21 protein-coding genes are annotated in these 22881 nt (G+C 63.7%); 13 read left to right on the top strand and 8 right to left on the bottom strand.

Features of this window, described 5'->3' with window-relative positions; all coding sequences use genetic code 11:
- On the top strand, positions 1-1336 hold a 1336-nt coding region (locus Q2941_RS44070; RefSeq protein WP_458196457.1), incomplete at its 5' end, for a PHA/PHB synthase family protein.
- On the opposite strand, the gene Q2941_RS44065 is transcribed toward Q2941_RS44070, so the two are convergent.
- The 3 genes from Q2941_RS44065 to Q2941_RS44055 are packed head-to-tail and all read right to left on the bottom strand — an operon-like array spanning position 1333 to position 4853.
- Positions 1333-2307 carry a CHAD domain-containing protein gene (locus Q2941_RS44065; RefSeq protein ID WP_458196456.1) on the bottom strand — a complete coding sequence of 325 codons (975 nt, stop codon included), beginning with the start codon at positions 2305-2307 and terminating at the stop codon, positions 1333-1335. The two genes, Q2941_RS44070 and Q2941_RS44065, sit on opposite strands and share 4 nt — an antisense overlap.
- 8 nt (positions 2308-2315) lie before the next feature.
- Entirely contained in the window at positions 2316-3857 is a 1542-nt protein-coding gene (locus tag Q2941_RS44060) for a bifunctional aminoglycoside phosphotransferase/ATP-binding protein (protein ID WP_458196455.1), read from the bottom strand.
- Positions 3858-3869: 12 nt separating this feature from the next.
- The gene (locus tag Q2941_RS44055) at positions 3870-4853 is read right to left on the bottom strand and encodes a zinc-dependent alcohol dehydrogenase family protein (RefSeq protein WP_458196454.1); all 984 of its coding nucleotides are present in this window, start codon (positions 4851-4853) and stop codon (positions 3870-3872) included.
- A gap of 167 nt (positions 4854-5020) precedes the next feature.
- Between Q2941_RS44055 and Q2941_RS44050 the strand changes: the two genes are divergently transcribed.
- The 5 genes from Q2941_RS44050 (at position 5021) to Q2941_RS44030 (ending at position 12004) form a co-directional block, all read left to right on the top strand.
- Entirely contained in the window at positions 5021-5863 is an 843-nt protein-coding gene (locus tag Q2941_RS44050; RefSeq protein ID WP_458196458.1) for a universal stress protein, read from the top strand.
- A 165-nt stretch (positions 5864-6028) separates the two neighbouring features.
- Positions 6029-8722 (top strand): bifunctional acetate--CoA ligase family protein/GNAT family N-acetyltransferase, encoded by a 2694-nt coding sequence (locus Q2941_RS44045; protein ID WP_458196453.1) that lies wholly within the window; start codon positions 6029-6031, stop codon positions 8720-8722.
- 256 nt (positions 8723-8978) lie between these two features.
- A complete protein-coding gene (locus Q2941_RS44040) occupies positions 8979-10115 on the top strand; it encodes an MlaE family ABC transporter permease (protein WP_458196452.1) in 1137 nt (378 codons plus the stop codon).
- Positions 10116-10117: 2 nt separating this feature from the next.
- Positions 10118-10897, top strand: coding sequence for an ABC transporter ATP-binding protein (locus tag Q2941_RS44035; RefSeq protein ID WP_254111528.1), 780 nt, complete (start codon positions 10118-10120; stop codon positions 10895-10897).
- A 3-nt stretch (positions 10898-10900) separates the two neighbouring features.
- Positions 10901-12004: an ABC-type transport auxiliary lipoprotein family protein gene (locus tag Q2941_RS44030; RefSeq protein ID WP_458196451.1), complete on the top strand. Its 1104-nt coding sequence runs from the start codon at positions 10901-10903 to the stop codon at positions 12002-12004.
- A gap of 6 nt (positions 12005-12010) precedes the next feature.
- On the opposite strand, the gene Q2941_RS44025 is transcribed toward Q2941_RS44030, so the two are convergent.
- Complete coding sequence (locus tag Q2941_RS44025; RefSeq protein ID WP_027528473.1) at positions 12011-12328, bottom strand: c-type cytochrome; 318 nt, start codon at positions 12326-12328, stop codon at positions 12011-12013.
- Positions 12329-12486: 158 nt separating this feature from the next.
- Here Q2941_RS44025 and Q2941_RS44020 point away from each other — a divergent pair, with 158 nt between their 5' ends.
- From Q2941_RS44020 to Q2941_RS44010, 3 genes are all read left to right on the top strand, one after another.
- Positions 12487-13200, top strand: coding sequence for a Crp/Fnr family transcriptional regulator (locus tag Q2941_RS44020; protein WP_254111530.1), 714 nt, complete (start codon positions 12487-12489; stop codon positions 13198-13200).
- A 106-nt stretch (positions 13201-13306) separates the two neighbouring features.
- The gene (locus Q2941_RS44015; protein ID WP_256375347.1) at positions 13307-13441 is read left to right on the top strand and encodes a hypothetical protein; all 135 of its coding nucleotides are present in this window, start codon (positions 13307-13309) and stop codon (positions 13439-13441) included.
- Positions 13442-13703: 262 nt separating this feature from the next.
- Positions 13704-14432, top strand: a complete 729-nt coding sequence (locus Q2941_RS44010) for a Crp/Fnr family transcriptional regulator (RefSeq protein ID WP_027528475.1) — start codon at positions 13704-13706, stop codon at positions 14430-14432.
- A gap of 11 nt (positions 14433-14443) precedes the next feature.
- On the opposite strand, the gene Q2941_RS44005 is transcribed toward Q2941_RS44010, so the two are convergent.
- Positions 14444-15220 (bottom strand): cyclase family protein, encoded by a 777-nt coding sequence (locus Q2941_RS44005; protein WP_458196449.1) that lies wholly within the window; start codon positions 15218-15220, stop codon positions 14444-14446.
- A gap of 530 nt (positions 15221-15750) precedes the next feature.
- Here Q2941_RS44005 and Q2941_RS44000 point away from each other — a divergent pair.
- The 4 genes from Q2941_RS44000 (at position 15751) to Q2941_RS43985 (ending at position 19521) form a co-directional block, all read left to right on the top strand.
- The gene (locus Q2941_RS44000) at positions 15751-16722 is read left to right on the top strand and encodes a TRAP transporter substrate-binding protein (RefSeq protein ID WP_458196448.1); all 972 of its coding nucleotides are present in this window, start codon (positions 15751-15753) and stop codon (positions 16720-16722) included.
- A 78-nt stretch (positions 16723-16800) separates the two neighbouring features.
- Positions 16801-17352, top strand: a complete 552-nt coding sequence (locus Q2941_RS43995) for a TRAP transporter small permease (RefSeq protein ID WP_254111533.1) — start codon at positions 16801-16803, stop codon at positions 17350-17352.
- Positions 17343-18635 carry a TRAP transporter large permease gene (locus Q2941_RS43990; protein WP_027528479.1) on the top strand — a complete coding sequence of 431 codons (1293 nt, stop codon included), beginning with the start codon at positions 17343-17345 and terminating at the stop codon, positions 18633-18635. Before Q2941_RS43995 ends, Q2941_RS43990 begins: the two co-directional genes overlap by 10 nt.
- Before the next feature lie 79 nt (positions 18636-18714).
- On the top strand, positions 18715-19521 hold the full coding sequence (locus Q2941_RS43985; RefSeq protein WP_458196447.1) for an SDR family NAD(P)-dependent oxidoreductase: 807 nt from the start codon (positions 18715-18717) through the stop codon (positions 19519-19521).
- Between the two features lie 15 nt (positions 19522-19536).
- On the opposite strand, the gene Q2941_RS43980 is transcribed toward Q2941_RS43985, so the two are convergent.
- The 3 genes from Q2941_RS43980 to Q2941_RS43970 are packed head-to-tail and all read right to left on the bottom strand — an operon-like array spanning position 19537 to position 22831.
- The gene (locus tag Q2941_RS43980) at positions 19537-20235 is read right to left on the bottom strand and encodes a molybdate ABC transporter substrate-binding protein (protein ID WP_458196446.1); all 699 of its coding nucleotides are present in this window, start codon (positions 20233-20235) and stop codon (positions 19537-19539) included.
- Complete coding sequence (locus Q2941_RS43975; RefSeq protein WP_458196445.1) at positions 20232-22364, bottom strand: xanthine dehydrogenase family protein molybdopterin-binding subunit; 2133 nt, start codon at positions 22362-22364, stop codon at positions 20232-20234. The genes Q2941_RS43980 and Q2941_RS43975 overlap by 4 nt, the downstream gene beginning before the upstream one ends.
- On the bottom strand, positions 22361-22831 hold the full coding sequence (locus Q2941_RS43970; RefSeq protein ID WP_254111537.1) for a (2Fe-2S)-binding protein: 471 nt from the start codon (positions 22829-22831) through the stop codon (positions 22361-22363). The genes Q2941_RS43975 and Q2941_RS43970 overlap by 4 nt, the downstream gene beginning before the upstream one ends.
- Between the last annotated feature and the right edge of the window lie 50 nt (positions 22832-22881).

Raw genomic sequence — 22881 nt, 5'->3', positions numbered from 1 at the left:
GGTCGTGGAGTTCTCCGTGCGCCAGGTTCTCGACATGCTGGCGCCGTCGAACTTCGTCGCGACCAATCCTGAAGTGCTGCAAAGGGCCTTTCGGAGTGGCGGCCAGAATTTCGTGTTTGGTTGGCAGAATTGGTGGAGCGACTTTCTGCGGATGCGTTCCGCCAACAAGTTGGCCGGTGATGGCCAGTTCGCTGTCGGCAAGACGGTGGCGGCCTCGGCGGGAAAGGTGGTCTACCGCAACGAATTGATGGAGTTGATCCAGTATCACCCGACCACCGAGAAGGTCCGGCCCGAACCGGTGCTGATCGTTCCGGCCTGGATCATGAAGTACTATATCCTCGATCTGTCGCCACAGAATTCACTGGTGAAGTATCTCACCGGAGAGGGCTTTACCGTGTTCGCGATCTCGTGGCGCAATCCGGGCGCCGGCGACCGCGACGTTGCCTTCGACGATTATCGGAAGCTGGGTGTGAAGGCAGCGCTTGATGCGATCGCGTGCATTCAGCCGCGCCGGAAGGTCCATGCTCTCGGCTACTGCCTTGGGGGAACCCTGCTGTCGATCACCGCCGCCGCGATGGCGCGCGACGGTGACAATCGCTTGAAGTCCATCACATTGCTGGCCGCGCAAACGGATTTTACCGAAGCGGGCGAGCTGACGCTGTTCACCAACGAGAGCCAGGTCGCATTCCTCGAGGACATGATGTGGGAGCGCGGCTATCTCGACACCACGCAGATGGCCGGCGCCTTTCAGCTTCTGCGCTCGAACGATCTGATCTGGTCGCGGCTGTCCCACGACTATCTGCTGGGCGAGCGCGCGCCGCCGAGCGATCTGATGGCCTGGAATGCAGATGCCACGCGTCTGCCATATCGGATGCATTCGGAATATCTGCGTCAGCTGTTCCTCGACAACGATCTGGCGGAGGGACGCTATCACGTCGACGGGCGCAACATCGCATTGTCGGATATTCACGCGCAGATGTTCGTGGTCGGCACGCTGAGGGATCACGTGGCGCCCTGGCGATCGGTCTACAAGATTCACTATCAGGTCGATGCCGACGTGACCTTCCTCTTGGCCAGCGGCGGCCACAACGCCGGCATCGTTGCGCCGCCTGGCGAGCCCGGGCACAGCTATCAGGTGATGACCAAGGCGGCAGACGCGCCCTATGTCGGCCGTGACGAATGGGTCGAACTCGCGCCGCGTGTCGAGGGGTCGTGGTGGCCGGAATGGACCAGATGGCTCCTCGCGCGGTCCGGCGACCTCTGCGAACCGCCTCGCATGGGGCTCGGCAATGTCGATCATCTGCCAGATGCGCCTGGCGATTACGTCCTGACCTAGTCGGCAGGCTCCGTGCCGAGCGTCAATCCGGAGGCTCGAAAAGGCTTCGCCTTGTCGAGTTTCCTATAGGCGGTCGCCGCCGTCTGCAGCAGTTTCTTCTCGCGCTTGCGACCGAGGAAGTGGAGGCTGACGGCCGACCCCTCACCATTGAGCGCCCTGGCAAGCGCACGGCCTCTTGCGTCGTCGTTGAGCTGCCCAAGGCTGCGTTGTGCCCGGCGCAACTGTTTGAGAATGGCCTTCTGCTTCTCAAGCGACTCATCGACGAACAGGTCTTCGAGGGACTCGATCGCGTAGGTCAGTCGCTTGTTGCGAAGCCGCAAGCGATGCCGCTTCTTCACGCCGAGCTCGTCGAGCTTGCGCGACTTCTTAAGAAGGATCCTTTCCCACGCCGCCAGCTGCTGCGCGGCGTGTTCGGCGAGCGAAGCCCGGCGCAATCTGATGGCCTCCTTGGTTCGTCTGGTTGACCAGGGCCCGCTCTCGATCCAGCCGGATGTCTGCTCGATGAGGCGGCGACAGCGGGCCGATTGCAGCGCTCGCGCCAGAATACGATGGCTTTCGGCCCGTTTCTCCTGCCACAACTGAAGCTGGGCAATCAGGGCGAGTTCTTCGCCGCTGGCAGCGACAATTCGCTCGATCGCGACATCGAGATCGCGCACCATGCCGAGTTGCCTGTGCAGCCATTTCAGCTCGGTCCAGACGACCGGCCGCACGGTGTCGTCGACCATGGGAGAAAAGAAACGGATGGCGGTGCGAAGATGCGTGAGCGCGATGCGAATCTGGTGAAGGGCGTCGGGATCGCCGCTGCATGTTCCCTCGTGCTGGGAAATGACCGCATTGAGGTGACGACGGGCTACGATTCGAAATGCGGTATCGCAGGCCATTCCGGCACTGAGGCGGGCCGGCGAGGTGCTCCGTGCCGATGCCGGCTTGACGCGGGCGGGGGCCTCCGGTGTCGTGGTGCGTCGCGCCATCGTCCTGCTTACCTGTCCCCCGCCATCCCCGTCCGGCAACGGTCGCGCGTCTGCTCTGGTGTTCCTGAGGCGTCGATGATCCTCCAGTCCAGGTCGCCGATATTATAGCGCTCCTGAAGCTCGGCAACCTCTCGCGTTGCGTCTGATGCGTCGTCCCGCCGGCTGCCGATACGCGCCTGGCGCGTTGCCAGGTCCGCAACCAGGAAGAACCCACTCAGAGGGACGTTGCACGCCCGCGCCAATGCAGCCACCTCGCTCCGCTCGGACTGCTGCGCAAAGACCGCATCGACGATGACCGAATGCCCCTGTGCCAGAACGCGCCGCGCGCGCTCGGCCAGGGCATCATAGACCCGCGCGGTGACGTCGGGATGATAGGCAGATTGCGGCAGCCGGTCTGTTTCCTGGACCCCGAACAGCTGTTTTCGCACGACGTCGCTGCGCAGCACGACGGCACCCGGCTGTGGCGGGACGAGGGGAGCGAGCATGCGCGCGAGCAGCGATTTTCCAGTCCCCGAAAGGCCACCGACCGCGATCAAGCGGGGAGCCGGGGGACTGATCAGCACCTGGGCCAGGCGAAAGTAGCGACGCGCATCTTCGATGATCCCGGTCTGATCGGCGTGAGGCCGTGCCAGCTTCGCGAGCAGCACGTGGGCGCGGATCGCTGCGCGGATGGACATGAATAGAGGAAGCGCGCCAAGCGCGTCGGCGTTTTCGGCTTCCGTCGTGACGAGGTAGCGATTGAAGACCATATTTGCTGCCGATTGCTGCTCATAGTGCAGCAGGTCCATCAGCGTGAAACCAAGGTCATAGAGAACGTCGATCGAAGCCATCTCCGGATCGAACTCGATCGCGTCGAACAGCGTTGGCTGATTGTCGATCAGCACGATGTTTCCCAGATGCAGATCGCCGTGGCAGCGTCGCACGAAGCCCCGGCGTCCACGATCCTCGAGTAGCTCACGAACGCGCACAAATGCGTCGTGTGAAGCCCGTGCCAATTCGTCGATCTCGGTCGTCGAGACATGGCCGCCGCGCCGCAGACCCTCGCTATTTCCGTCGATCAGCGCCGGGATCTTTCCGATCCAGCGAGGTGCCTCGACGCGCGCTGCGATCGCGTGCGAGGCTGCGATCGCATCGGCGATGCCTGTCGCGAGATGCGGATCCAGTGGGCCGGCTTGTGCGAGATGATCCAGCGTCCGGTTTTCGTCGAAGCGGATCATCTCCACGGCGAACTCGATTGCCGGACCTTCTCCTTCAATCCTTAGCGAGCCGTCACGCTCCTCCGTGATCGCGACCACGCGCCGGTAGATCTGCGGCGCCAGCGGTTGGTTGATTCTGATTTCCTCCTCGCAGGCTGCCTTTCTCTTCTCCAGCGTCGAATAGTCGAGGAAGGGAAAGCGGACCGCCCGCTTGATCTTCAGTGCGCGGTTGCCGTCGAGAAAAACCGAGGCCGCATGCGTATCGATCCGCGTGACGCCCGGATGCGTCGTCGGATCGGTCAGGAATGCGAAGATCTGCTCTTGGGTCGAAGTGTCTGAGTGAGAGGGCGTCATGTGGCGATATCGTCAAGGCCGCAGCACGGCCGCTCCCAGGATCTGCCCGCCCCGCAGTCTGTCCAGAACCTCGTTGGCCTCGCTCAACGCAAAGACGGTCGTCTCGGTCCGGACGCCGGCCTGCGGCGCAATCTTCAGAAAATCCAATCCATCCTGGCGGGTCAGGTTGGCGACGGAAAGCAGCTGCCGTTCCTCCCAGAGCAGGTTGTAGGGGAAGCTCGGAATGTCGCTCATGTGAATGCCGGCGCAAACCACGCGGCCGCCTTTGCGGACCGCACGCAAGGCGGCCGGCACGAGCTCGCCGGCAGGTGCGTAGATGATGGCAGCATCGAGTGGGGCATCAGGCAGCTCGTCCGATGCCGCAGCCCAGACGGCGCCGAGCTTGCGCGCAAAATCCTGTGCCGCAATGTCGCCGCGGCGCGTAAAGCCGTAGACCGATCGCCCCTGCCAAACTGCGACCTGGGCGACGATGTGGCCGGCGGCTCCGAAGCCATAGATCCCGAGCCTTTTCGCGTGTCCTGCCATCACAAGCGAACGCCAGCCGATCAGGCCCGCGCATAGCAGCGGCGCGATCGCGACATCGTCGCCATCCTCGCCAAGCGGAAATGCGTAGCGTGCATCGGCAATGGCATGCGTCGCGTAGCCACCGTCGCGCGTGCAGCCCGTGAACAACGGATGATCGCAGAGATTTTCCATGCCTTCGCGGCAGAACCGGCAGGTGCCGCAGGTGTAGCCGAGCCAGGGGATGCCGACGCGATCCCCTAGCCGATGCGTGGTCACGACGGGCCCGATGAGATCGACGCGGCCGACGATCTCATGACCGGGGACAATCGGATAACGGATATCAGGCAGCTCGCCGTCAACCACATGAAGGTCCGTACGGCAGACACCGCAGGCACTGACCTTCACCCGGATCTGGCCGTCGCCGGGGATCGGATCGGGCCGTTCATCCATCCGCAGCCGCGCTCGTGGGCCGGGCAGCACCATCGCACGCATCAGTCTCTCCCGAACCCATCGCAGGGATCATATCGATCCTAGCGTGTGAACACGGCAAGTCCTTGACGCCCATCAAGTCGTCGGCTTGCCGGACCGCCCATGGCCTTGACGAGGATCAAGGGGCGGGCGGCGAGGCGGTATATCTTGACCGACAGAGGAGAATTCCGATGCCGATCAAGGACGTCTTTCTGCCGCTTGTTGGTGAACCGAGTAAGCCGGCACTGGCCGCGATCGAGACATGCGTGGCGGCAGCCGCCAATCTCGGTGCGAAGATCACTGCGTTCGCCGTGGAGGAGGATATTCTCGTCCGGCCGAAGGTGGTGATCTCGTCGGACCTGGACAATGCGGCGCAGGCTCATGCCGTGCGCAGTGTGACGGGGGTCCAGGACCTGCTGAATGTATTCAGGACTGCGGCATCCCGCTTGAACGTTCGGGCCGACGGCCAGTTGCACAAATTGGAGGCGGAGACGATTGCGTCGGCGGTGGCGGAGCGCGCGCGTTACAGCGATCTCACGCTGGTCCCGGTCAAGGGGAACGACAGCCGTTCGGAACGCCTGATCGAGCAGTTGATTTTCGAATCCGGGCGGCCTCTTTGGCTATGTCCCGAAGCGCATGCCGACAAGCTGCGGGTTGAATTCGAGAACATCATGATCGCGTGGGACCGTTCCGCGCCCGCGGCGCGAGCCGTCGGCGATGCCCTGCCGATCCTCCAGGCGGCTACCTCGGTTCGGATCATCACGGTGACGGATGACGCGACCGACGACGTCAGGAAATCCGGGGCGGGCCTCGTCGACCATCTCAGGGAGCACGGAGTCACTGCGTCCTTTGAAACCGTCAGGATCGACGGCAGCTCGATCGGCAAGGTGCTCGGAAGCTGGGCACGTGAGCACGCCATCGATGCGATCGTCATGGGGGCCTACCACCATTCCCGCCTGAACGAGATCGTCTGGGGCGGCGTGACCAAGACCGTCATCGGCGAGCCACCCTGTTGGGTTATGATGTCGCACTGAGCATGATCCGGAGAAGTGAAACGGTTTTCCGAAAAGATCATGCTCAAGCAACAACCTAAGGCGCGATGACGTTTCATACCAATCTCATCGCGCTTTAGGTGCTTCAGCCATCCGTCATGGCCGGGTTCCAAGCACGTGGCCTGGCGCCGAGTGAATGATTGCGACATGTCGACCTATCGTCTGAAGAATTTGCTGTCGCCCCGATCGGTGGCGCTCGTCGGAGCCAGCCCGCGCCACGTGTCGGTGGGTCGTGCGGTTCTGGAAAACATCCGCAAGGCGCGCTTTGCGGGCGAACTGGGGCTGGTGAACTCGCGCTATGCCGAGATCGCCGGCGTTCCCGCCGTGGACAGTCTCGACAAGCTGCCATTCGTGCCGGAGCTGGTTGCAATTACCGCGCCGGCGAGCGAGGTTCCCGGCATCATCGAGCAGGCCGGTCGCCGCGGCTCGGCGGGCGCGCTGATCGTGACCGCGGGCCTCGGGCATGGGCCGGGATCCCTTGAAGAGGCGGCGCTCCTCGCGGCCCAAAGGTACGGCATGCGGCTGATCGGTCCCAATTGCCTGGGGATCATGATGCCCGGCGTGAGCCTGAACGCGAGCTTCTCCGCGCATATGCCCGGTGCAGGAAGCCTGGCGCTGATTTCGCAGTCGGGCGCGATCGCCGCCGGCATGGTGGATTGGGCAGCGCAGCGCGGCGTCGGCTTCTCCGGGATCGTCTCGATCGGCGACCAGCTCGACGTGGATATCGCCGATCTCCTCGACTACTTCGCGCTCGACCACAAGACGCGCGCGATCCTGCTCTATATCGAGGCCATCAAGGACGCGCGGAAATTCATGTCGGCGGCGCGCGCCGCGGCGCGGGTGAAGCCGGTGGTCGTCGTGAAGTCCGGCCGCATGGCGCAAGGCGCGCGCGCGGCCGCGACGCATACCGGTGCGCTTGCCGGCGCAGATGCCGTTTACGACGCGGCGTTCCGCCGTGCCGGCATCCTGCGCGTGTCCGATTTGCGCGAGCTGTTCGACTGTGCGGAGACGCTCGGGCGCGTCGAATCGCCGAGCGGAAAGCGGCTCGCTATTCTCACCAATGGCGGCGGTATCGGCGTTCTCGCGGTCGATCGCCTCGTCGAACTCGGCGGCATTCCCGCGCCCATGACGCCGGAGACGCGACAGAATCTCGACGCGGTGCTGCCGCCGACCTGGTCGGGTGCAAATCCCGTCGATATCGTCGGCGATGCCGATGCCGCGCGCTATGCGGCAGCGCTCGAGGTGCTTCTCGCCGATCCCGGCAACGACGCCGTGCTGGTTCTCAACGTCCAGACCGCGATCGCGTCCGCTTCCGAAATCGCGACCACGGTCACCGAGCTCCTCAAGAAATACCGCGAGCAGCATCGCAGCTGGGCCAAGCCGGTACTCGCTGCCTGGGTTGGGGCTGACCAGACGATCGTCGAGACGCTCTCAAGCGCCGGCATTCCCAACTACCCGACGGAGGACGATGCGGTGCGCGGCTTCATGCACCTGGTGCGACATCGCGAGCTGGTCGAGGAGCTCACGCAGGTGCCGCCGGCGATGCCCGACACGTTTGCGCCCGACGTTGAGGCTGCCAGAGAGATCGTGAGGGCCGCCATCGCCGACGGTCGCAAATGGCTCGAGCCGGTCGAGATCAAGCGGCTGCTCGGGGCCTACGATATCACCATGGTGCCGACCTATGCGGCCGCCGACGTCGAGCAGGCGGTTGCCTATGCCAAGGAGATGTTCGCACAAGGCGCGACCGTCGTGCTCAAGATCCTGTCACGCGACATCGTGCACAAGTCCGACGTCGGCGGCGTCGTCCTCAATCTGACCACGCCCGACGCCGTGCGTGCGGCCGCCGCGGACATTCTGGCCCGGGCGAGGAAGCTGCGGCCCGAGGCGCGTATTTCAGGCGTCATCGTGCAAGCCATGGTCGTGAAGGCGAAGGCGCGCGAGATCATCCTCGGACTTGCCGACGATCCGACCTTCGGCACCGTCGTCGTCTTCGGGCGGGGCGGTACCGCGGTCGAGATCATCAATGACAAGGCGTTGGCGCTGCCGCCGCTCGATCTGCAGCTCGCTCGAGATCTGATCGAGCTCACCCGCGTCTCGCGCCTGCTGCGCGCCTATCGCGACGTGCCGGCGGTCAAGCAGGACGCGGTCGCCATGGTGCTGGTCAAGCTCGCGCAGATGTCCGCTGACATTCCCGAGATCCGCGAACTGGACATCAATCCGCTGCTTGCGGATGAAACCGGGGTGACGGCGGTCGATGCGCGCATCGCCGTCGGGGCGCCGCAGCGAAAGTTCGCGGGCTCAGGGCCCGGCAATTTTGCCGTCCGCGCCTATCCGTCGCAATGGGAGCGCCACCTCGAGCTCAAGGAGGGCTGGCGCATCTTCGTGCGGCCGATGCGTCCCGAGGACGAGCCGACCATTCACGAATTCCTACGGCATGTGACGCCGCACGACCTCCGCCTGCGCTTCTTCGCGCCAATGAAGGAGTTCACCCATCAGTTCATCGCGCGTCTGACCCAGCTCGACTATGCCCGCGCCATGGCCTTCATCGCCTTCGACGAGGCGACCGGCGACATGGTCGGCGTGGTCCGCATCCATTCGGACTCGATCTATGAGAACGGAGAGTACGCTATCCTGCTGCGGTCCGACCTGAAGGGCAGGGGACTCGGATGGGTCCTGATGCAGCTGATTATCGAATATGCGAGGACGGAAGGACTGAAGGTCATATCGGGCGATGTGCTGCAGGAGAACATCGTGATGCTCGACATGTGCCGACAGCTCGGCTTCGAAGTGAAGCCGGACCCGGTCGAGCCTGATATCTGCGACGTACGGCTGAAACTCTAGTGCGGTGTCTCTGACGTCTGGTTCACTGGATGTCATTCCGGAGCGCGACGAAGTCGCGAGCTATGATGCGCAATTGCGCATCTGAGAATCCAGTCACCCACGTCTTCTGCGGCCCGATGGATTTCCGGGCTCCCTCGCTCCGCTCGGGCTCCGGAATGACAGAATGGTCTGTTTGAGGCAGGTCAAGCGCGCTGCCATGCGCCGGCCTAGAAACGCATGCTAGCTTGGGACCGGTCGTCCCGAGGAGGATGTGATCTTGAACGCTGAACCCCTGTTGGCGGCGATGCCGTCCGGCGATGTGCTCGAGCTGCGGCCGGCCGGGCCGTGGACCGCAGCCAATGTCATCAAGCTCGAATCGCTGTCGCAATCGGTGAAGGCCGACGTCGATCGGTCGAAGGCCGTGAAGCTGGACATGAGCGAGGTGAGCGAGCTCGACACGCTCGGTGCGTGGCTGCTGGAGAAGCTGTCCCGCCGGAGCCCGTCGACGGGCAGCGCCGCCGAGATCGTCGGCGTTGCCGACAATTACAGCGGCCTCATGGATGAGGTTCGTCAGGTCAATCGCCACAATCCGGCGCCCGCGCCGGTACCCAACCCGGCTTTGCTGCGGTTGAACGATCTCGGCAGGGCGACGGTCGGGGCGCGGGAAGATATCGCGATCTTCCTGCAAATGCTGGGTGCGCTGTTCATGGCCTTGATCGGCGTCGTGCGGCGGCCACGATCGTTGCGGCTGACCTCGCTGGTCTACCAGCTCTACCGCATCGGCTGGCAGGCGATCCCGATCATCATGCTCATCACCTTCCTGATCGGTGCGATCATCGCGCAGCAGGGCTTTTTTCATTTCCGCAGGTTCGGCGCCGAGTCATATACCGTCGACATGGTCGGCATTCTGGTGCTGCGCGAGCTCGGCGTCCTGATCGTCGCCATCATGGTCGCCGGGCGGTCGGGCAGCGCCTATACCGCCGAGCTCGGCTCGATGAAGATGCGCGAGGAGATCGATGCGCTCTCGACCATGGGGCTCGATCCGGTCGACGTGCTGATCCTGCCGCGCGTGATGGCGCTCGTCATCGCGCTGCCGATCCTGGCCTTCATCGGATCGATTGCCGCGCTCTATGGCGGCGGCCTCGTCGCGCAGTTCTACGGTGACATGGGGCCGGCGATCTATCTTGCGCGGTTGCATGAGGCGATCTCGATCACCCATTTCGAGGTCGGCATCCTCAAGGCGCCGTTCATGGCGCTGGTGATCGGCATTGTTGCCTGCAGCGAGGGATTGCGGGTGAAGGGCAGCGCCGAGTCGCTGGGCAAGCAGACGACGACCTCAGTTGTGAAGTCGATCTTCCTCGTCATCGTGCTCGACGGCCTGTTTGCGATCTTCTTTGCCTCGATCGGAATGTGACGATGGCTGATGCTTCTCAGGAGTTCGCGATTCGCGTCCGCGATCTCGTGGTCGGATTCGGCCGCCAGATCGTGCTCGATCATCTCTCGCTCGATGTCCGCCGCGGCGAGATCCTCGGGCTGGTTGGCGCATCCGGCGGCGGCAAGTCGGTGCTCATGCGCACCATCATCGGCCTGATCCCACGCCGGAGCGGTGATATCGACGTGATGGGGCAGCCGATCGGCGCCACGCACGACCGCAGCACCCAGAGCGTCGCGAACCAATGGGGCATCTTGTTTCAGCAGGGTGCGCTGTTCTCGTCGCTGACGGTGCGGCAGAACATCCAGTTTCCGCTCCGCGAAAATCTCGTCCTGTCGCAGGAATTGATGGACGAGATCGCGACCGCAAAGCTCGAGATGGTTGGGTTGCGGCCACAGGACGGCGACAAATATCCGGCAGAACTATCCGGCGGCATGACCAAACGCGTGGCGCTGGCGCGCGCTCTGGCACTCGACCCGCCGATCCTGTTCCTGGACGAGCCGACCTCCGGCCTCGACCCGATCGCGGCCGGCGATTTCGATGCCTTGATCAAGACGCTCCAGAAGACGTTGGGGCTCACCGTATTCATGGTCACCCATGATCTCGCCAGTCTTACGACCGTCTGCGACCGTGTCGCGGCGCTCGCAGACGGAAAGATCGTGGCCATCGGGCCGATGCGCGAGCTGCTTCAATCTGAGCATCCCTGGGTGCGAGCCTATTTCCATGGCAAGCGCTCCCAGATGCTGCAACCCCAAATGAGATGAGACATGGAAACCCGCGCTCCCTACGTCCTGATCGGCGCCTTCGTGATGGCTGCGATTCTCGCGGTCTTCGGCTTCATCTACTGGCTGAACAACACCGGCGGCATCGGGCCGCGCACGAGCTACCACGTGCAGTTCCAGGGACCGGTACCGGGCCTTCTGGTCGGCGCCGGCGTGCTGTTCAACGGCATCCGCGTCGGCGAGGTCACCGCGCTTGCGCTGGCGCCGGACAATCCGCGCTTCGTCAATGCGACGATCTCGGTGGCCTCCGTCACGCCGGTGCGCGCCGACACCAAGGTCGGGCTCGATTTCCAGGGTCTGACCGGCGTGCCGGTGGTGGCGCTGGAAGGCGGCATGATCGTCGCAAAGCCGGGCGAGATGCCGGTGCTGATCGCCGATGCCGGTGCCGGACAGAGCATGACCCAGGCGGCGCGCGACGCTCTGCGCCGAGTGGATTCGGTGCTGGAAGAGAACTCCGGTCCGCTCAAGGATACGATCGCCAATTTCAAGACCTTCTCGGAAGGGCTTGCGCGCAACACCGGCAAGCTCGACGGTATTGTCGCGGGATTGGAGAAGATGACAGGCGGTGCTGCTCCCGCCCAGAAGATCACCTATGATCTCCGCGCCCCGCAAAATATCGGTCCTGTGGGCAAGATGCTTTCGGAGCAGCTTGCGATTCCCGAGCCGACCGCGGTCGCGATGTTGCAGACACAGCGGATGCTGTTCTCGCCGACCGGTGACTATCCCGGCTTTGCCGAGTTCCTCTGGGCCGACAGCATTCCCAAGCTTCTGCAGGCGAGGCTCATTGACAGTTTCGAGAATTACGACATCGCGCACGCCCCGTTGCGGACGAGCGACATCGGTCAGGCGGACCATCAACTCCTGATCGACATCAGGCGCTTCCGGATTGCGACGGACGGTGACCCGGTTGCCGAGATCGGCCTTTCGGCGAGGATCGTCGACAAGAACGGCAAGGTGATCGCCTCGCGCCTGCTGGAGGCGAGCGAGAACCTCGACAAGATCGAGCCGGCTGCCGCGGTCGAGGCCTTCAACGCCGCGTTTGCGCGGATTGCAAAGGAGCTGATCGGCTGGACCGTGCAGTCGGTCTAGCAGACGCTATTCCAGCGTCTTCAGATAAGACAGGAGATCGTGGATCTGGTCGGGATCGAGCTCGAAGGCGGGCATGTCGGCGTGGCCGGTGTAGATGCCCTCCGCGAGCGCCTCTCCGAGCGTCTCGATCGGGTAGCGTTGATGCAACGTCCTGAATGGCGGGGCAATCTTCAGCGGGCTTTCCGACCTGCGATCGATGGCATGGCAGCGCGCGCAATTGGCGCGGGCGTAGGCCTCGCCGCGTTGCTCGGGCTTGGAGGCGGCGAGGGCTGGCGTCGCCAAAAGAAGCGCGATCAGGATCTGACGAAGCGCGAATTGCAGCATGGAAGGATTGGTCTCGAAGGGCGCGGCACAGAGAATACGAAGGCGACGCCCGGCAAAATTGATCTGGGTCAACTGCGTTTGTGACAAGGCAGTAAAATGCCGATGCGCGGCAGACCCGGCTTAGTGCCGAAGAGAGCGGCGCTTGGCTGGAGCGATGGATGAAGTCTTCCCTGGTTGCAATCGAACCCAACGGGCACTTCTGCAAGGAGTGTTCGATACGCGAGTTCAGCGTCTGCGCTTCGCTCGATGCGGCTGAACTCAGGGAGTTCGAGCATCTGGGACGCCGCGTGCATTTTACCGCCGGCGAGACGGTCTTCTCCGAAGAAGACATCACGACGTCCTTCTACAACCTTCTCGAAGGTGTGATGAGGCTCTACAAGCTGTTGCCGGATGGGCGGCGGCAAATCGTCGGTTTCGCGCTGCCGGGCGACTTTCTCGGGATGAATGTCTCCGGTCGCCACAACTTCTCTGCGGACGCGATCGGCCCAGTGACGGTCTGCCAGTTCGCCAAGGCCGCGTTCGGCCGTTTCATCGAGGAGAGGCCGCATCTCCTGCGCCGCATCAACGAACTCGCGGTGCGCGAATTGAGCCAGGCCCGCGACCACATGGTCCTGCTCGGACGCCGTTCGGCGGAGGAGAAGGTCGCGACCTTTTTCCTGACCTGGCGCGAGCGCCTGATGCCGCTCAACGGGCCGTCGAACACGGTGCCGTTGCCGATGAGCCGCCAGGACATCGCCGACTATCTCGGACTGACCATCGAAACGGTCAGCCGCACCTTCACCAAGCTCGAGCGCGTCGGTGTGATCGAGATCATTCATGGCGGTATCAGCCTGCTCGATCCGGCGCGCGCCGAGGCCCTGGCGGCAGCCTGAGAGACCTCTTTCCATGGTGATCGCTGATTTTTGATCGCGATCAACGACGGCAATCAGCCGCCGCGCATAATGCCTAGGTTGATGAGAGCTAAGGGGGAGAGCCACCATGCCGACCGATGCGCTGTTGATGACCATTGCCGTTGTGACCGTCTTCGTCGCTTTCGCGGCGGTGTTGGCGTGGGCGGACCGCCAAACGAGGCCCAACCAGCTCAAGTCGAACGAAACAGCCCTCAAACATTGAAGCGGTTGGGGTCATAGCCGCATTGGCTCCATCCCAGCCCTGCGGGGCGAAGTCCGTGCATGGCCGCGGCATGGTTAATTCGCAACTCAGCATCGCGCATATCGCGCCGATGCAGCTTCTGGATGCAAATTTTGGACGGCGGGAGCGGTCCCTTTGCTGGCCCCTTGTCCAAAAGTGCATATATGTGGTTTCCGGTTGAAAAGCCTGGCAACGTTGACTACGCAGGAACTCCAGTACCTCGCAGTCTTAGGAGTCCGGCGGCGTGCCTCAGGACAAGACCAGCGATCCCCGGCAATCGTCGGGTAACAAACTGTCGGTGCTGCGCAAGCATCCGATCTTCGCTGATCTGTCGCCGGAGGCGCTCGATCAGCTCTGCCGTTACGCCAAGCACACCACCGTCAAGCGCGGCGCGATGATTGCGGCGAAGGGCGATCCCGGCAACAATCTGTTCGCGGTCATCTCCGGAACGGTGAAGATTTCCTCTTCTTCGCCAGATGGCCGCAACGCTATTCTCAATTTGATCGGTCCTGGAGAAATTTTTGGCGAGATCGCGGTGCTCGATGGTGCGCCGCGGTCGGCGGACGCGACTGCCAACACCAATTGCGAGCTCTACATCATCGACCGTCGGGACTTCCTCCCCTTCGTGAAGGGCCAGCCGGAACTGGCGATGAAATTCATCGAGCTGCTCTGCGGCCGGCTGCGCTGGACCAGCCAGCAGGTCGAGCAGGTGATCCTGCAGAACCTGCCGGGACGGCTCGCCAGCGCGCTGCTTGGCCTGACCGAGGAGCGCAAGCTCGACTCCGGCAGCGGAACCCTCGCGATCACCCAGCAGGAGATCAGCGAGATGGTCGGCATGACCCGCGAGAGCATCAACAAGCAGTTGCGGGCCTGGGCCGCGCGGAGCTGGGTCCGCCTCGAGCATGGCGCCATCGTCGTGCTCGACATCGACGCGTTGCGCGAGCTCGCCGAAAGCGGTCTCGAAGGCGAGTGACAACGTTCGTGTCAGCCGTCGATGATGGCGACGGCGCGCGTCCAGCCTGCCGAGGCGCGCTCGATCTTCACGGGGAAGCAGGAGACCGTGAAGCCCGTCGACGGCAGCTTCTCCAGATTGTGCAGTTTCTCGAGATGGCAATAGCCGATGTGACGCCCCGCCTTGTGGCCTTCCCAGATCAGCTTCGCATCCCCGGTCTCGGCGTATCTCTTCGCGGTATGGACGAACGGCGCGTCCCAGCTCCAGCCGTCGGTGCCGGTCAGGCGCACGCCGCGCTCGAGCAGATACATCGTGGCCTCATAGCCCATGCCGCAGCCTGAATTGACGTAGTCGGCGCGCCCGAATTTCGCGCCGGCGCCGGTGTTGACGACGACGATCTCCAGCGGCGACAGCGTGTGCCCGATGCGCTCGAGTTCCTTCTCCACGTCGTCGGCGGTCGCCACATAGCCGTCCGGCAGGTGGCGGAAGTCGAGCTTCACGCCGGGCTGCAGGCACCACTCCAGCGGCACCTCGTCGATGGTCCAGGCGCGCTCGCCGCGATTCATGGTGGGATGGAAGTGCCAGGGCGCATCGAGATGCGTGCCGTTGTGGGTCGATAGCGATACCTGCTCCACCGCCCATCCCTGACCATCAGGCAGATCCTCCGCCTTCAGCCCGTCGAAGAACTGCAGCATGCGCGGCAGGCCCTGCTGATGATCGATGTACTGGATCGTCGGATGGTTGCCGGGCGGGTCGGCCGGCACGTCATTCTGCAACGGCACAGAAATGTCGATCAGCTTCCGCGGCATGGCCGTTCCCTCAAGATGTCCCGTTCTGCTTCGGAGCATCTTGAAGGGACTGATCGATCGATGCAACTCCTGCATTGATCGATGCCGGATTTGGCTTGGACTCGGAAGGCTGCCCGTCCTAGGCACGACATTGGCGGACATCGCGCCGATGCAGCGCGTTCGCATAGGAATGGGACGACCGTCTCGTCCGAACCTCCAAGCCGCAACCAATAGCGGTCGAGCATAAAACGAGAGGAACATCCATGGATACGACGAGCATCGTTACCTCGCATCCGGCATTGGCCGATGGCGAGGCGCGATTGCAGGGAGGCCGGCACCTGCCACGCAGGTCCCCGCCGGAGAGGGCGCGATGACGGTTGCACTTTCCAGGGCAAGCGGAAACATTGGTTGGATTCCCTCGACTCCGTCGCTCAAATCCTACCAAAGTGGTGCGTTTGTGACGCTTGACTTCACCCCTGAAGGGGAGCGCCTTAAGGCGGCCCGCAGCACCTGCGCAACGACGACATAATCAATTGAGGAGGAAAGACCAGATGAAGACACTAGCCGGTATCATCGCCGCCGTTGCCCTGGCGGTCACAGCGCCCCTGGCGACCGCACGCGATTTCCGCTCTGCCGACGTACACCCCGCCGATTATCCGACTGTCGAAGCCGTCAAGTTCATGGGCAAGCAGCTCGCGACGGCGAGCGGCGGCAAGCTCGGCGTGAAGGTGTTTCCCAATGGAGCCCTGGGCTCCGAAAAGGATACCATCGAGCAGCTCAAGATCGGCGCACTCGACATGATGCGGATCAACGCATCGCCGTTGAACAACTTCGTGCCGGAAACCGTCGCGTTGTGCCTGCCCTTCGTCTTCCGGGACACGCAGCATATGCGTAACGTGCTCGACGGGCCGATCGGCGATGAGATCCTGGCGGCCATGGAGCCTGCAGGATTGATCGGCCTTGCCTATTACGACAGCGGCGCGCGGTCCATTTACACCGTCAAGGCACCGGTCAAGTCGCTCGCCGACCTCAAGGGCTTGAAGATACGCATCCAGCAATCCGACCTTTGGGTCGGCATGATCCAGAGCCTCGGGGCCAACCCGACGCCGATGCCGTATGGCGAGGTCTATACTGCTCTCAAGACCGGCCTGGTGGACGCTGCCGAGAACAACTGGCCGTCTTATGAGTCGTCGCGCCATTTCGAGGCAGCCAAGTTCTACAACGTCACTGAGCACTCCCTGGCGCCCGAAGTTCTCGTGATGTCCAAGAAGGTGTGGGACACGCTGAGCAAGGAGGATCAGGCGATGATCCGCAAGGCGGCCAAGGAATCGGTGCCCGTCATGCGCAAGCTCTGGGACGAGCGCGAGCAGGCGTCCCGCAAGACCGTCGAGGCGGCCGGCGTCCAGGTCGTTACGATCGCCAACAAGCAGGAATTCGTCGATGCGATGAAGCCGGTGTACACGAAGTTCGCCGGTGACGAAAAGCTGCAGAGCCTCGTCAAGCGTATCCAGGACACGAAGTAAGAACAGAGCGCCCGGGTTCCGGCGTCGCCGACCCGCGACGCCGGAGCCTCGCAAGGAGACGCGCAAGGAGACGCGGGAATGACAGACCCACACGTCGCAAGCCACGAGCCGGAAGCCGCTGCGGCACGCCCGTCTACCGGCTTGCTGTCGCGGATCAATGCCACCGTCGCCCGCGTGGGCATGTATCTGTCCGTGAGCGGACTGCTCGTCATCGTCACCATCGTGTTCTACCAGGTGTTCGGACGTTACGTGCTCAATTCCAGCCCGACCTGGACGGAGAACCTCGCGCTGGTTCTGATCCTGTATGTCACGCTGATCGGCGCCGCCGTCGGCGTGCGCGATGCCGGACATATCGGCATGGACAGTCTGCTGGTGATGCTACCGGATCATTTGCGAGAGAAGATCGAACTGGTGATCCACGTTCTGGTGGGCTTGTTCGGCATTGCGATGGTCTACAACGGCTGGATACTGGGGGCGTCGGTCGGAACCGTGAAGATTCCCAATCTCGGCCTTCCTGAGGTCGTCCGCTACGTGCCGTTGATCGCCTCGGGCGTCCTGATCGTTTCCTTTTCAATCGAGCACATCATTGCTCTCCTGCGCGGCGAAGAGGTCGTCCCCTCATGGAATTGATCATTCTCGGCGCCACCTTCTTCGGCTTCCTCATCCTCGGCGTGCCGGTCGCCTTCGCGATCGGCCTCTCGGCGATTTGCACCATCCTTTACGAAGGCCTGCCGGTTGCCGTCATCTTCCAGCAGATGATGTCGGGGATGAACATCTTCTCCTTCCTCGCCATACCGTTCTTCGTCTTCAGCGGTGAGCTGATGCTGCATGGCGGCGTCGCCGACAAGATCGTGCAGCTTGCCAAGAACCTCGTCGGGCACATCCGCGGCGGGCTCGGCATGTCGAACGTGGTCGCCTGCACGCTGTTCGGCGGCGTATCCGGTTCGCCCGTGGCCGACGTGTCGGCGATGGGAGCGGTGATGATCCCGATGATGAAAAAGGAAGGTTTCGACACCGACTACGCTGTCAACGTCACCACCCACGCTTCGCTGGTCGGAGCGTTGATGCCGACCAGCCACAACATGATCATCTATGCCCTGGCCGCAGGCGGCAAGGTATCGATCGGCGCGCTGATCGCCGCCGGCATCTTGCCGGCGCTCGTGCTGATGGCGTGCATGCTGGTTGCCGCCTACGCAGTCGCGGTGAAGCGAGGCTATCCGGCCGGCAAGTTTCCGGGCTGGGCCGAGGTTTTCCGCTCGTTCGCGGCCGCCCTGCCGGGTCTTCTGATCGTCGGCATCATCCTGGCCGGCATCCTGTCCGGCGTCTTCACGGCAACTGAATCCGCAGCCGTCGCAGTCACTTACACGATCCTGCTGACCTTCTTCATTTACCGTACCATGACCCTGCAGAACTTCCTGCGGGCCGCGGCCAAGGCGGTGAAGACGACGGGCGTGGTGCTGCTGCTGATCGGCGTCTCCACCATGTTCCAGTATCTGATGGGACTCTATGAAGTAGCCGACCTCGCCGGCGACATGATGAACAAGGTGTCCTCGGAACCCTGGATGATCTTTCTGCTCATCAATGTCATCCTGTTCTTGCTCGGCACCTTCATGGACATGGCGGCGACCATCCTGATCTGCACCCCGATCTTCCTGCCGATCGCGATGAAAGCGGGCATGGATCCGGTGCAGTTCGGCATGCTGATGCTGATCAACTGCGCCCTGGGGCTGAACACCCCGCCGGTTGGAACGACGCAATTCGTGGGCTGCGCCATCGGCGGCATCTCCGTGGGCGCGGTGATGCGCACCATCCTGCCGTTCTACGCAGCCCTGATCGCAGCGCTCATGTTCGTGACCTACGTCCCCGCCTTCTCGCTTTGGCTGCCGCGCCTGCTGATGGGGTACAAGGGATAGCAGCCGTGCGTACGCCGGCACTTGGCCGGCGTACGGGCCTTGCGATATTTTGCGTCGCAGCAACAGGGAGAATCTGTCTGTGACGGACTATCGCAAGCTCTTCGATCTCACCGGCAAGACCGCGGTCGTGCTCGGCGCCGCATCCGGCATCGGCAGATCGTCGGCCGAGGCGCTGGCCGGGCTCGGCGCCCGCGTCATCTGCGCCGATCGTGCGCTTGACGCAGCGGAAGCGACCGCCGCTGGCATTCGCGACAAGGGCGGCTGGGCCGACGCGGCTGCGTGCGATGCTGCGAGCGCCGCGGATGTCAATGCGCTGGCCACGACCGTGATGCAGAAGTTCCCGCGGCTCGACATCGCTGTGACGACGCCGGGGCTGAACATCCGCAAGACCATTCTCGATTACACCGAGGAGGATCTCGACCGCGTCCTCAACCTGAACGTCAAGGGCACCGTCTGGTTCTTCCAGGCCTTCGGCCGCATCATGGTCGACCAGAAGGGCGGCAGCATCATCGCCTGTTCGTCGGTGCGCGCAGTCACCATCGAACCGGGCCTTGGCATCTACGGATCGACCAAGGCGGCGATCGGCCTCCTGGTGAAGGGTTTTGCCTCGGAGGTCGGCCATGCCGGCGTCCGTGTCAACGCGATTGCGCCGAGCATTGCCGAGACAGCGCTGACCGGTCCGTTCAAGCAGCGTCCCGACATCTATGATCTCTATGCCAGGCACACCGTCTTCAACCGCTGGAGCAGTGCCGACGAGGTCGCAACTGCGGTGGCCTATCTCGCCTCGGATGCCGCAAGCTATGTCAGTGGCAGCACGTTGTTCGTTGATGGTGGCTGGACGGCCGTGGACGGACCGCCGACCGGTCTCACGAAGCTCAGCAAATAGCACGCGTCGTCTAAACTAGCCGGAAAAGCCCATGCGGCGGCGCAGCTCGCTCCGGTCTGCGTCCGTCAGCAGCTCGATCAGGACGCGCGCCACGGTGACATGTGCCGCGCGCGTCGCCACACCCGCTGTGTACATCGTCGCGAGCTCGTGTCCCGGCGGCAGCGAGCCGGACAGCACAATACCCTCTGTGGCGATGATTTCGGTCGCCTGCGTGCATCCGATCGGCCGTTTGGCATCGGATGCCGCCAGCTGCCGCATCGCGGTTGCGCCGTTCGGAAAGATTCTGAGGCGAGACGCAACCTCGTCGGTGATGCCGAGCCGGTCAAACGTCTTGGCGACGTGAATTCCGGCCGTGGAGGCCTTGATGTCAGGAACGAAGATCGCATCGGCCGCACGCAGCGCGTCGCGCAGGTCAGACCCGGTCTTGACGGTGACCTTGGGGTCGTTGGCGCGCACCGCAAGCGCCGTCTCGACCACTCCGACGTCGACGATCGAGGTCGGATCGACGAACTCTTCGTCGCGAAGCTTTGTCACGAGCGCGCGCGTCAGGATGACGATGTCGGCTGGCGTGCCCCCACGCAACTTGTCGGCCATCAGGCCGACCGCGCCGAACTCGCACTCGATGCCGAGCCCGGTCTGCGCCTTGAGAGTCTCGGCAAGCTGGGCGACTAGGCCCTGTGCCGCGCCGCCGCTCAAAATATGGATCACCGTCACGATGCAAGCTCCATTGCTGCAATCAGCCTCTCCCGCGTGATCGGCAGGTCGCGCACGCGGATGCCGAGGCAATCGAACACCGCATTGGCAATCGCCGCCGTCACCGGTCCATGCGCGGCTTCGCCGGCGCCGACCGGCGCGATATCGGGCCGCTCGATGACCTCGACGTCGACGGCGGGCACCTCGCTGAAGGTCAGGATCGGGTAATCCGTCCAGGACGTGGAGGTGATGCGCGTGCGGTCGAAGCGGACGCGCTCCTTCAAGACCCAGCTCGTGGCCTGGATCGCACCACCCTCGATCTGGTTGATCACGCCGTCCGGATTGATGGCCTCGCCGACGTCGACGGCGAGCGTCAGCCGCTTGACGCGAATGTCCTCTTCGCCTTCGATCTCGGCAATCGCCGCGCAATAGGCGCCGGTGCTCTTGTAGCGCGCAAAGCCAAGGCCGTAGCCGATGCCGGCCTTCTTTTCCAGTTTCCACTTCGCGCGCGCCGCAACAGCGCGGATCACGTCCTTGGCGCGCTCGTCGCGCAGATGGCGCAGCCTGAACTGGACGGGGTCTTCACCGAGGATGGACGCGATCTCGTCGAACATGGATTCGATCGCGAACACATTCCCCTGCGCGCCGAGTGTCCGCAGCGCCGAGGTGCGTATGGGCATGGTGAGGAGGCGATGGGTTTCGATTGTCCAGGCGGGCAAGTCGTAGAGTGGAACGGAGTTGCGATCGCTGCCACCGCCGTTGGCCACTGGAGGGTCCGACGAGATGAGGCGCGGGTAGGGCCTTGCGAGCTCTGTTGCGGCGAGCAGGGCAGGCTGCGCCGCGCGTCCCGGCCGCGCCGTATGGCCGTTGCTCCAGATCGCGTGGCGCCAGCCGACGATCTCGCTATGCGCGTCGAGATCGGCCTCGATCTCGACTGCCATCGCTGCACCGAACGGCGCAAGCGACATTTCATCGTGTCGCGACCATTGCACTCGCACAGGACGTCCACCAGCTGCTCGTGCCAGCAGCACGGCGTCGAGCGCAACGTCATCGGCCGCATTGTGGCCGTAACAGCCGGCGCCTTCCATGTGCTCGACGGTGATGCTCTCGACCGGCAGCTTGAGCACGATCGCAAGGTCGGCGCGTAGCATGTAGACGCCCTGGCTGTGCGTCCAGACGTGGACGCGATTTCCCTCCCATTGCGCCATCGCGCAGGACGGTGCGATCGAGGCATGCGCGATATAGGGACGGGTGTATTGCCGGCGGATCGTGCGTGCGACCTGCTTCGGTGCGGCTGCCGTTCTCGTATCGATGACCCTGCTCTCGACCGGCTGGCCCTTCAGGAACGCAGCCAGATCGTCCTCGTCCGGCAGCGTCTCGCCCGCCGACCATGTTGCGCCCTTGCGCAAAGCTTTCAACGCAGCCTCGGCGCCGTCCTCGGTTTCGCTGACGACGCCCGCGAAGCTGCCGTCCCGCACGATGGCGACGAACCCGCCAACCGCGCGCGTTGCCGCTTCATCGAGCGCGACGAGCTTTGCGTCCGACACCTCGGGCCGCAGCACACGGCCATGCAGCATGTTCGCCAGCGGCGTGTTGTGAATGAAGCGCGGCCGCGCGAACACCTTATCGGGAATGTCGATCCGTTGAATCGATTGCCCGGCAACGCGGCGCGCGGCGGCCGGCTTCGCGACCGCTTCCGCGGTCGCGCTGCAATCGAGCGAGACCTCGCTGGCGAGCTCCCAGTAGCTGGTCCGGACATTGCCCGGTCCGGACATCGTGCCATCATCGACGTCGAGCGTCGATGCTTCGACGCCGAGCCGCTCCGACGCTGCTGCGAGGAACAGCCGGCGCACCTCGGCGCAGACCTGGCGAAGCGCGCGGCCCGATTGCTGGATCGAGAGGCTGCCCGAGGTGACGCCTTCGTTCGGGCTAGCAGCCGTTGAGGCACGGATCATCGCGATCCGGCCGATATCGACATCGAGTTCGTCGGCGGCGATCTGTGCCAGCGCCGTAACGATGCCCTGGCCGATCTCGACCTTGCCCGGCGAGATCGCGACGCGTCCATCGGGCGTGAATTTCACCCAGGACGACAGCCCTGGATTGGCAGCCAGGCTGGGCGGCAATTGCGGAGCAGGGGGCGAAGTGCTCATGGCGCGGCCATTTCCGATGCTGCGCGCAGCACCGCCCGCACCATGCGGTTTTGCGAGCCGCAGCGGCAGAGGTTGCGATCGAGCGCTTCCCTGATTTCCGTCTCGGTCGGTGACGGTCTGCGTTGCAGCAGCGCCGCTGCGCTGATCAAAATACCCGGCACGCAGTAGCCGCATTGCATCGCCTGTTCGGCGATGAAGGCACGCTGCAGCGGATGCGGATGTTCGGGCGTGCCGAGACCTTCCACGGTCGTGACTTCCTTGCCGGCCACCGACCACAGCGGCATGTCGCAGGAAGCGAGTGCGTGCCCATCGACCATGACGTAGCACGCGCCGCATTCATTGGCGCCGCAGCCGAAATGGCTGCCCGTGAGGCCAAGCGTGCCGCGAAGCGCTGCGAGCAGCGTCTGATCGGAAGCGGCGTCGATCGCGGTGTCGGAGCCGTTCAGGCGAAATCGGATGGTTGGCATTGACGGACGACGACCTCAGGACCTGTCGAATTTCTTGACGACATCGGCCC

Source organism: Bradyrhizobium sp. UFLA05-153, from assembly GCF_054185185.1.
This window is presented reverse-complemented; position numbering and strand designations above follow the sequence as displayed.

Coding starts and splice junctions, on each gene's coding strand:
- Q2941_RS44065 (WP_458196456.1), bottom strand. CDS start 2,307: ATGGCGCGACGCACCACGACACCGGAGGCCCCCGCCCGCGTCAAGCCG.
- Q2941_RS44060 (WP_458196455.1), bottom strand. CDS start 3,857: ATGACGCCCTCTCACTCAGACACTTCGACCCAAGAGCAGATCTTCGCA.
- Q2941_RS44055 (WP_458196454.1), bottom strand. CDS start 4,853: ATGCGTGCGATGGTGCTGCCCGGCCCACGAGCGCGGCTGCGGATGGAT.
- Q2941_RS44050 (WP_458196458.1), top strand. CDS start 5,021: ATGCCGATCAAGGACGTCTTTCTGCCGCTTGTTGGTGAACCGAGTAAG.
- Q2941_RS44045 (WP_458196453.1), top strand. CDS start 6,029: ATGTCGACCTATCGTCTGAAGAATTTGCTGTCGCCCCGATCGGTGGCG.
- Q2941_RS44035 (WP_254111528.1), top strand. CDS start 10,118: ATGGCTGATGCTTCTCAGGAGTTCGCGATTCGCGTCCGCGATCTCGTG.
- Q2941_RS44030 (WP_458196451.1), top strand. CDS start 10,901: ATGGAAACCCGCGCTCCCTACGTCCTGATCGGCGCCTTCGTGATGGCT.
- Q2941_RS44025 (WP_027528473.1), bottom strand. CDS start 12,328: ATGCTGCAATTCGCGCTTCGTCAGATCCTGATCGCGCTTCTTTTGGCG.
- Q2941_RS44020 (WP_254111530.1), top strand. CDS start 12,487: ATGAAGTCTTCCCTGGTTGCAATCGAACCCAACGGGCACTTCTGCAAG.
- Q2941_RS44015 (WP_256375347.1), top strand. CDS start 13,307: ATGCCGACCGATGCGCTGTTGATGACCATTGCCGTTGTGACCGTCTTC.
- Q2941_RS44005 (WP_458196449.1), bottom strand. CDS start 15,220: ATGCCGCGGAAGCTGATCGACATTTCTGTGCCGTTGCAGAATGACGTG.
- Q2941_RS44000 (WP_458196448.1), top strand. CDS start 15,751: ATGAAGACACTAGCCGGTATCATCGCCGCCGTTGCCCTGGCGGTCACA.
- Q2941_RS43995 (WP_254111533.1), top strand. CDS start 16,801: ATGACAGACCCACACGTCGCAAGCCACGAGCCGGAAGCCGCTGCGGCA.
- Q2941_RS43990 (WP_027528479.1), top strand. CDS start 17,343: ATGGAATTGATCATTCTCGGCGCCACCTTCTTCGGCTTCCTCATCCTC.
- Q2941_RS43975 (WP_458196445.1), bottom strand. CDS start 22,364: ATGAGCACTTCGCCCCCTGCTCCGCAATTGCCGCCCAGCCTGGCTGCC.
- Q2941_RS43970 (WP_254111537.1), bottom strand. CDS start 22,831: ATGCCAACCATCCGATTTCGCCTGAACGGCTCCGACACCGCGATCGAC.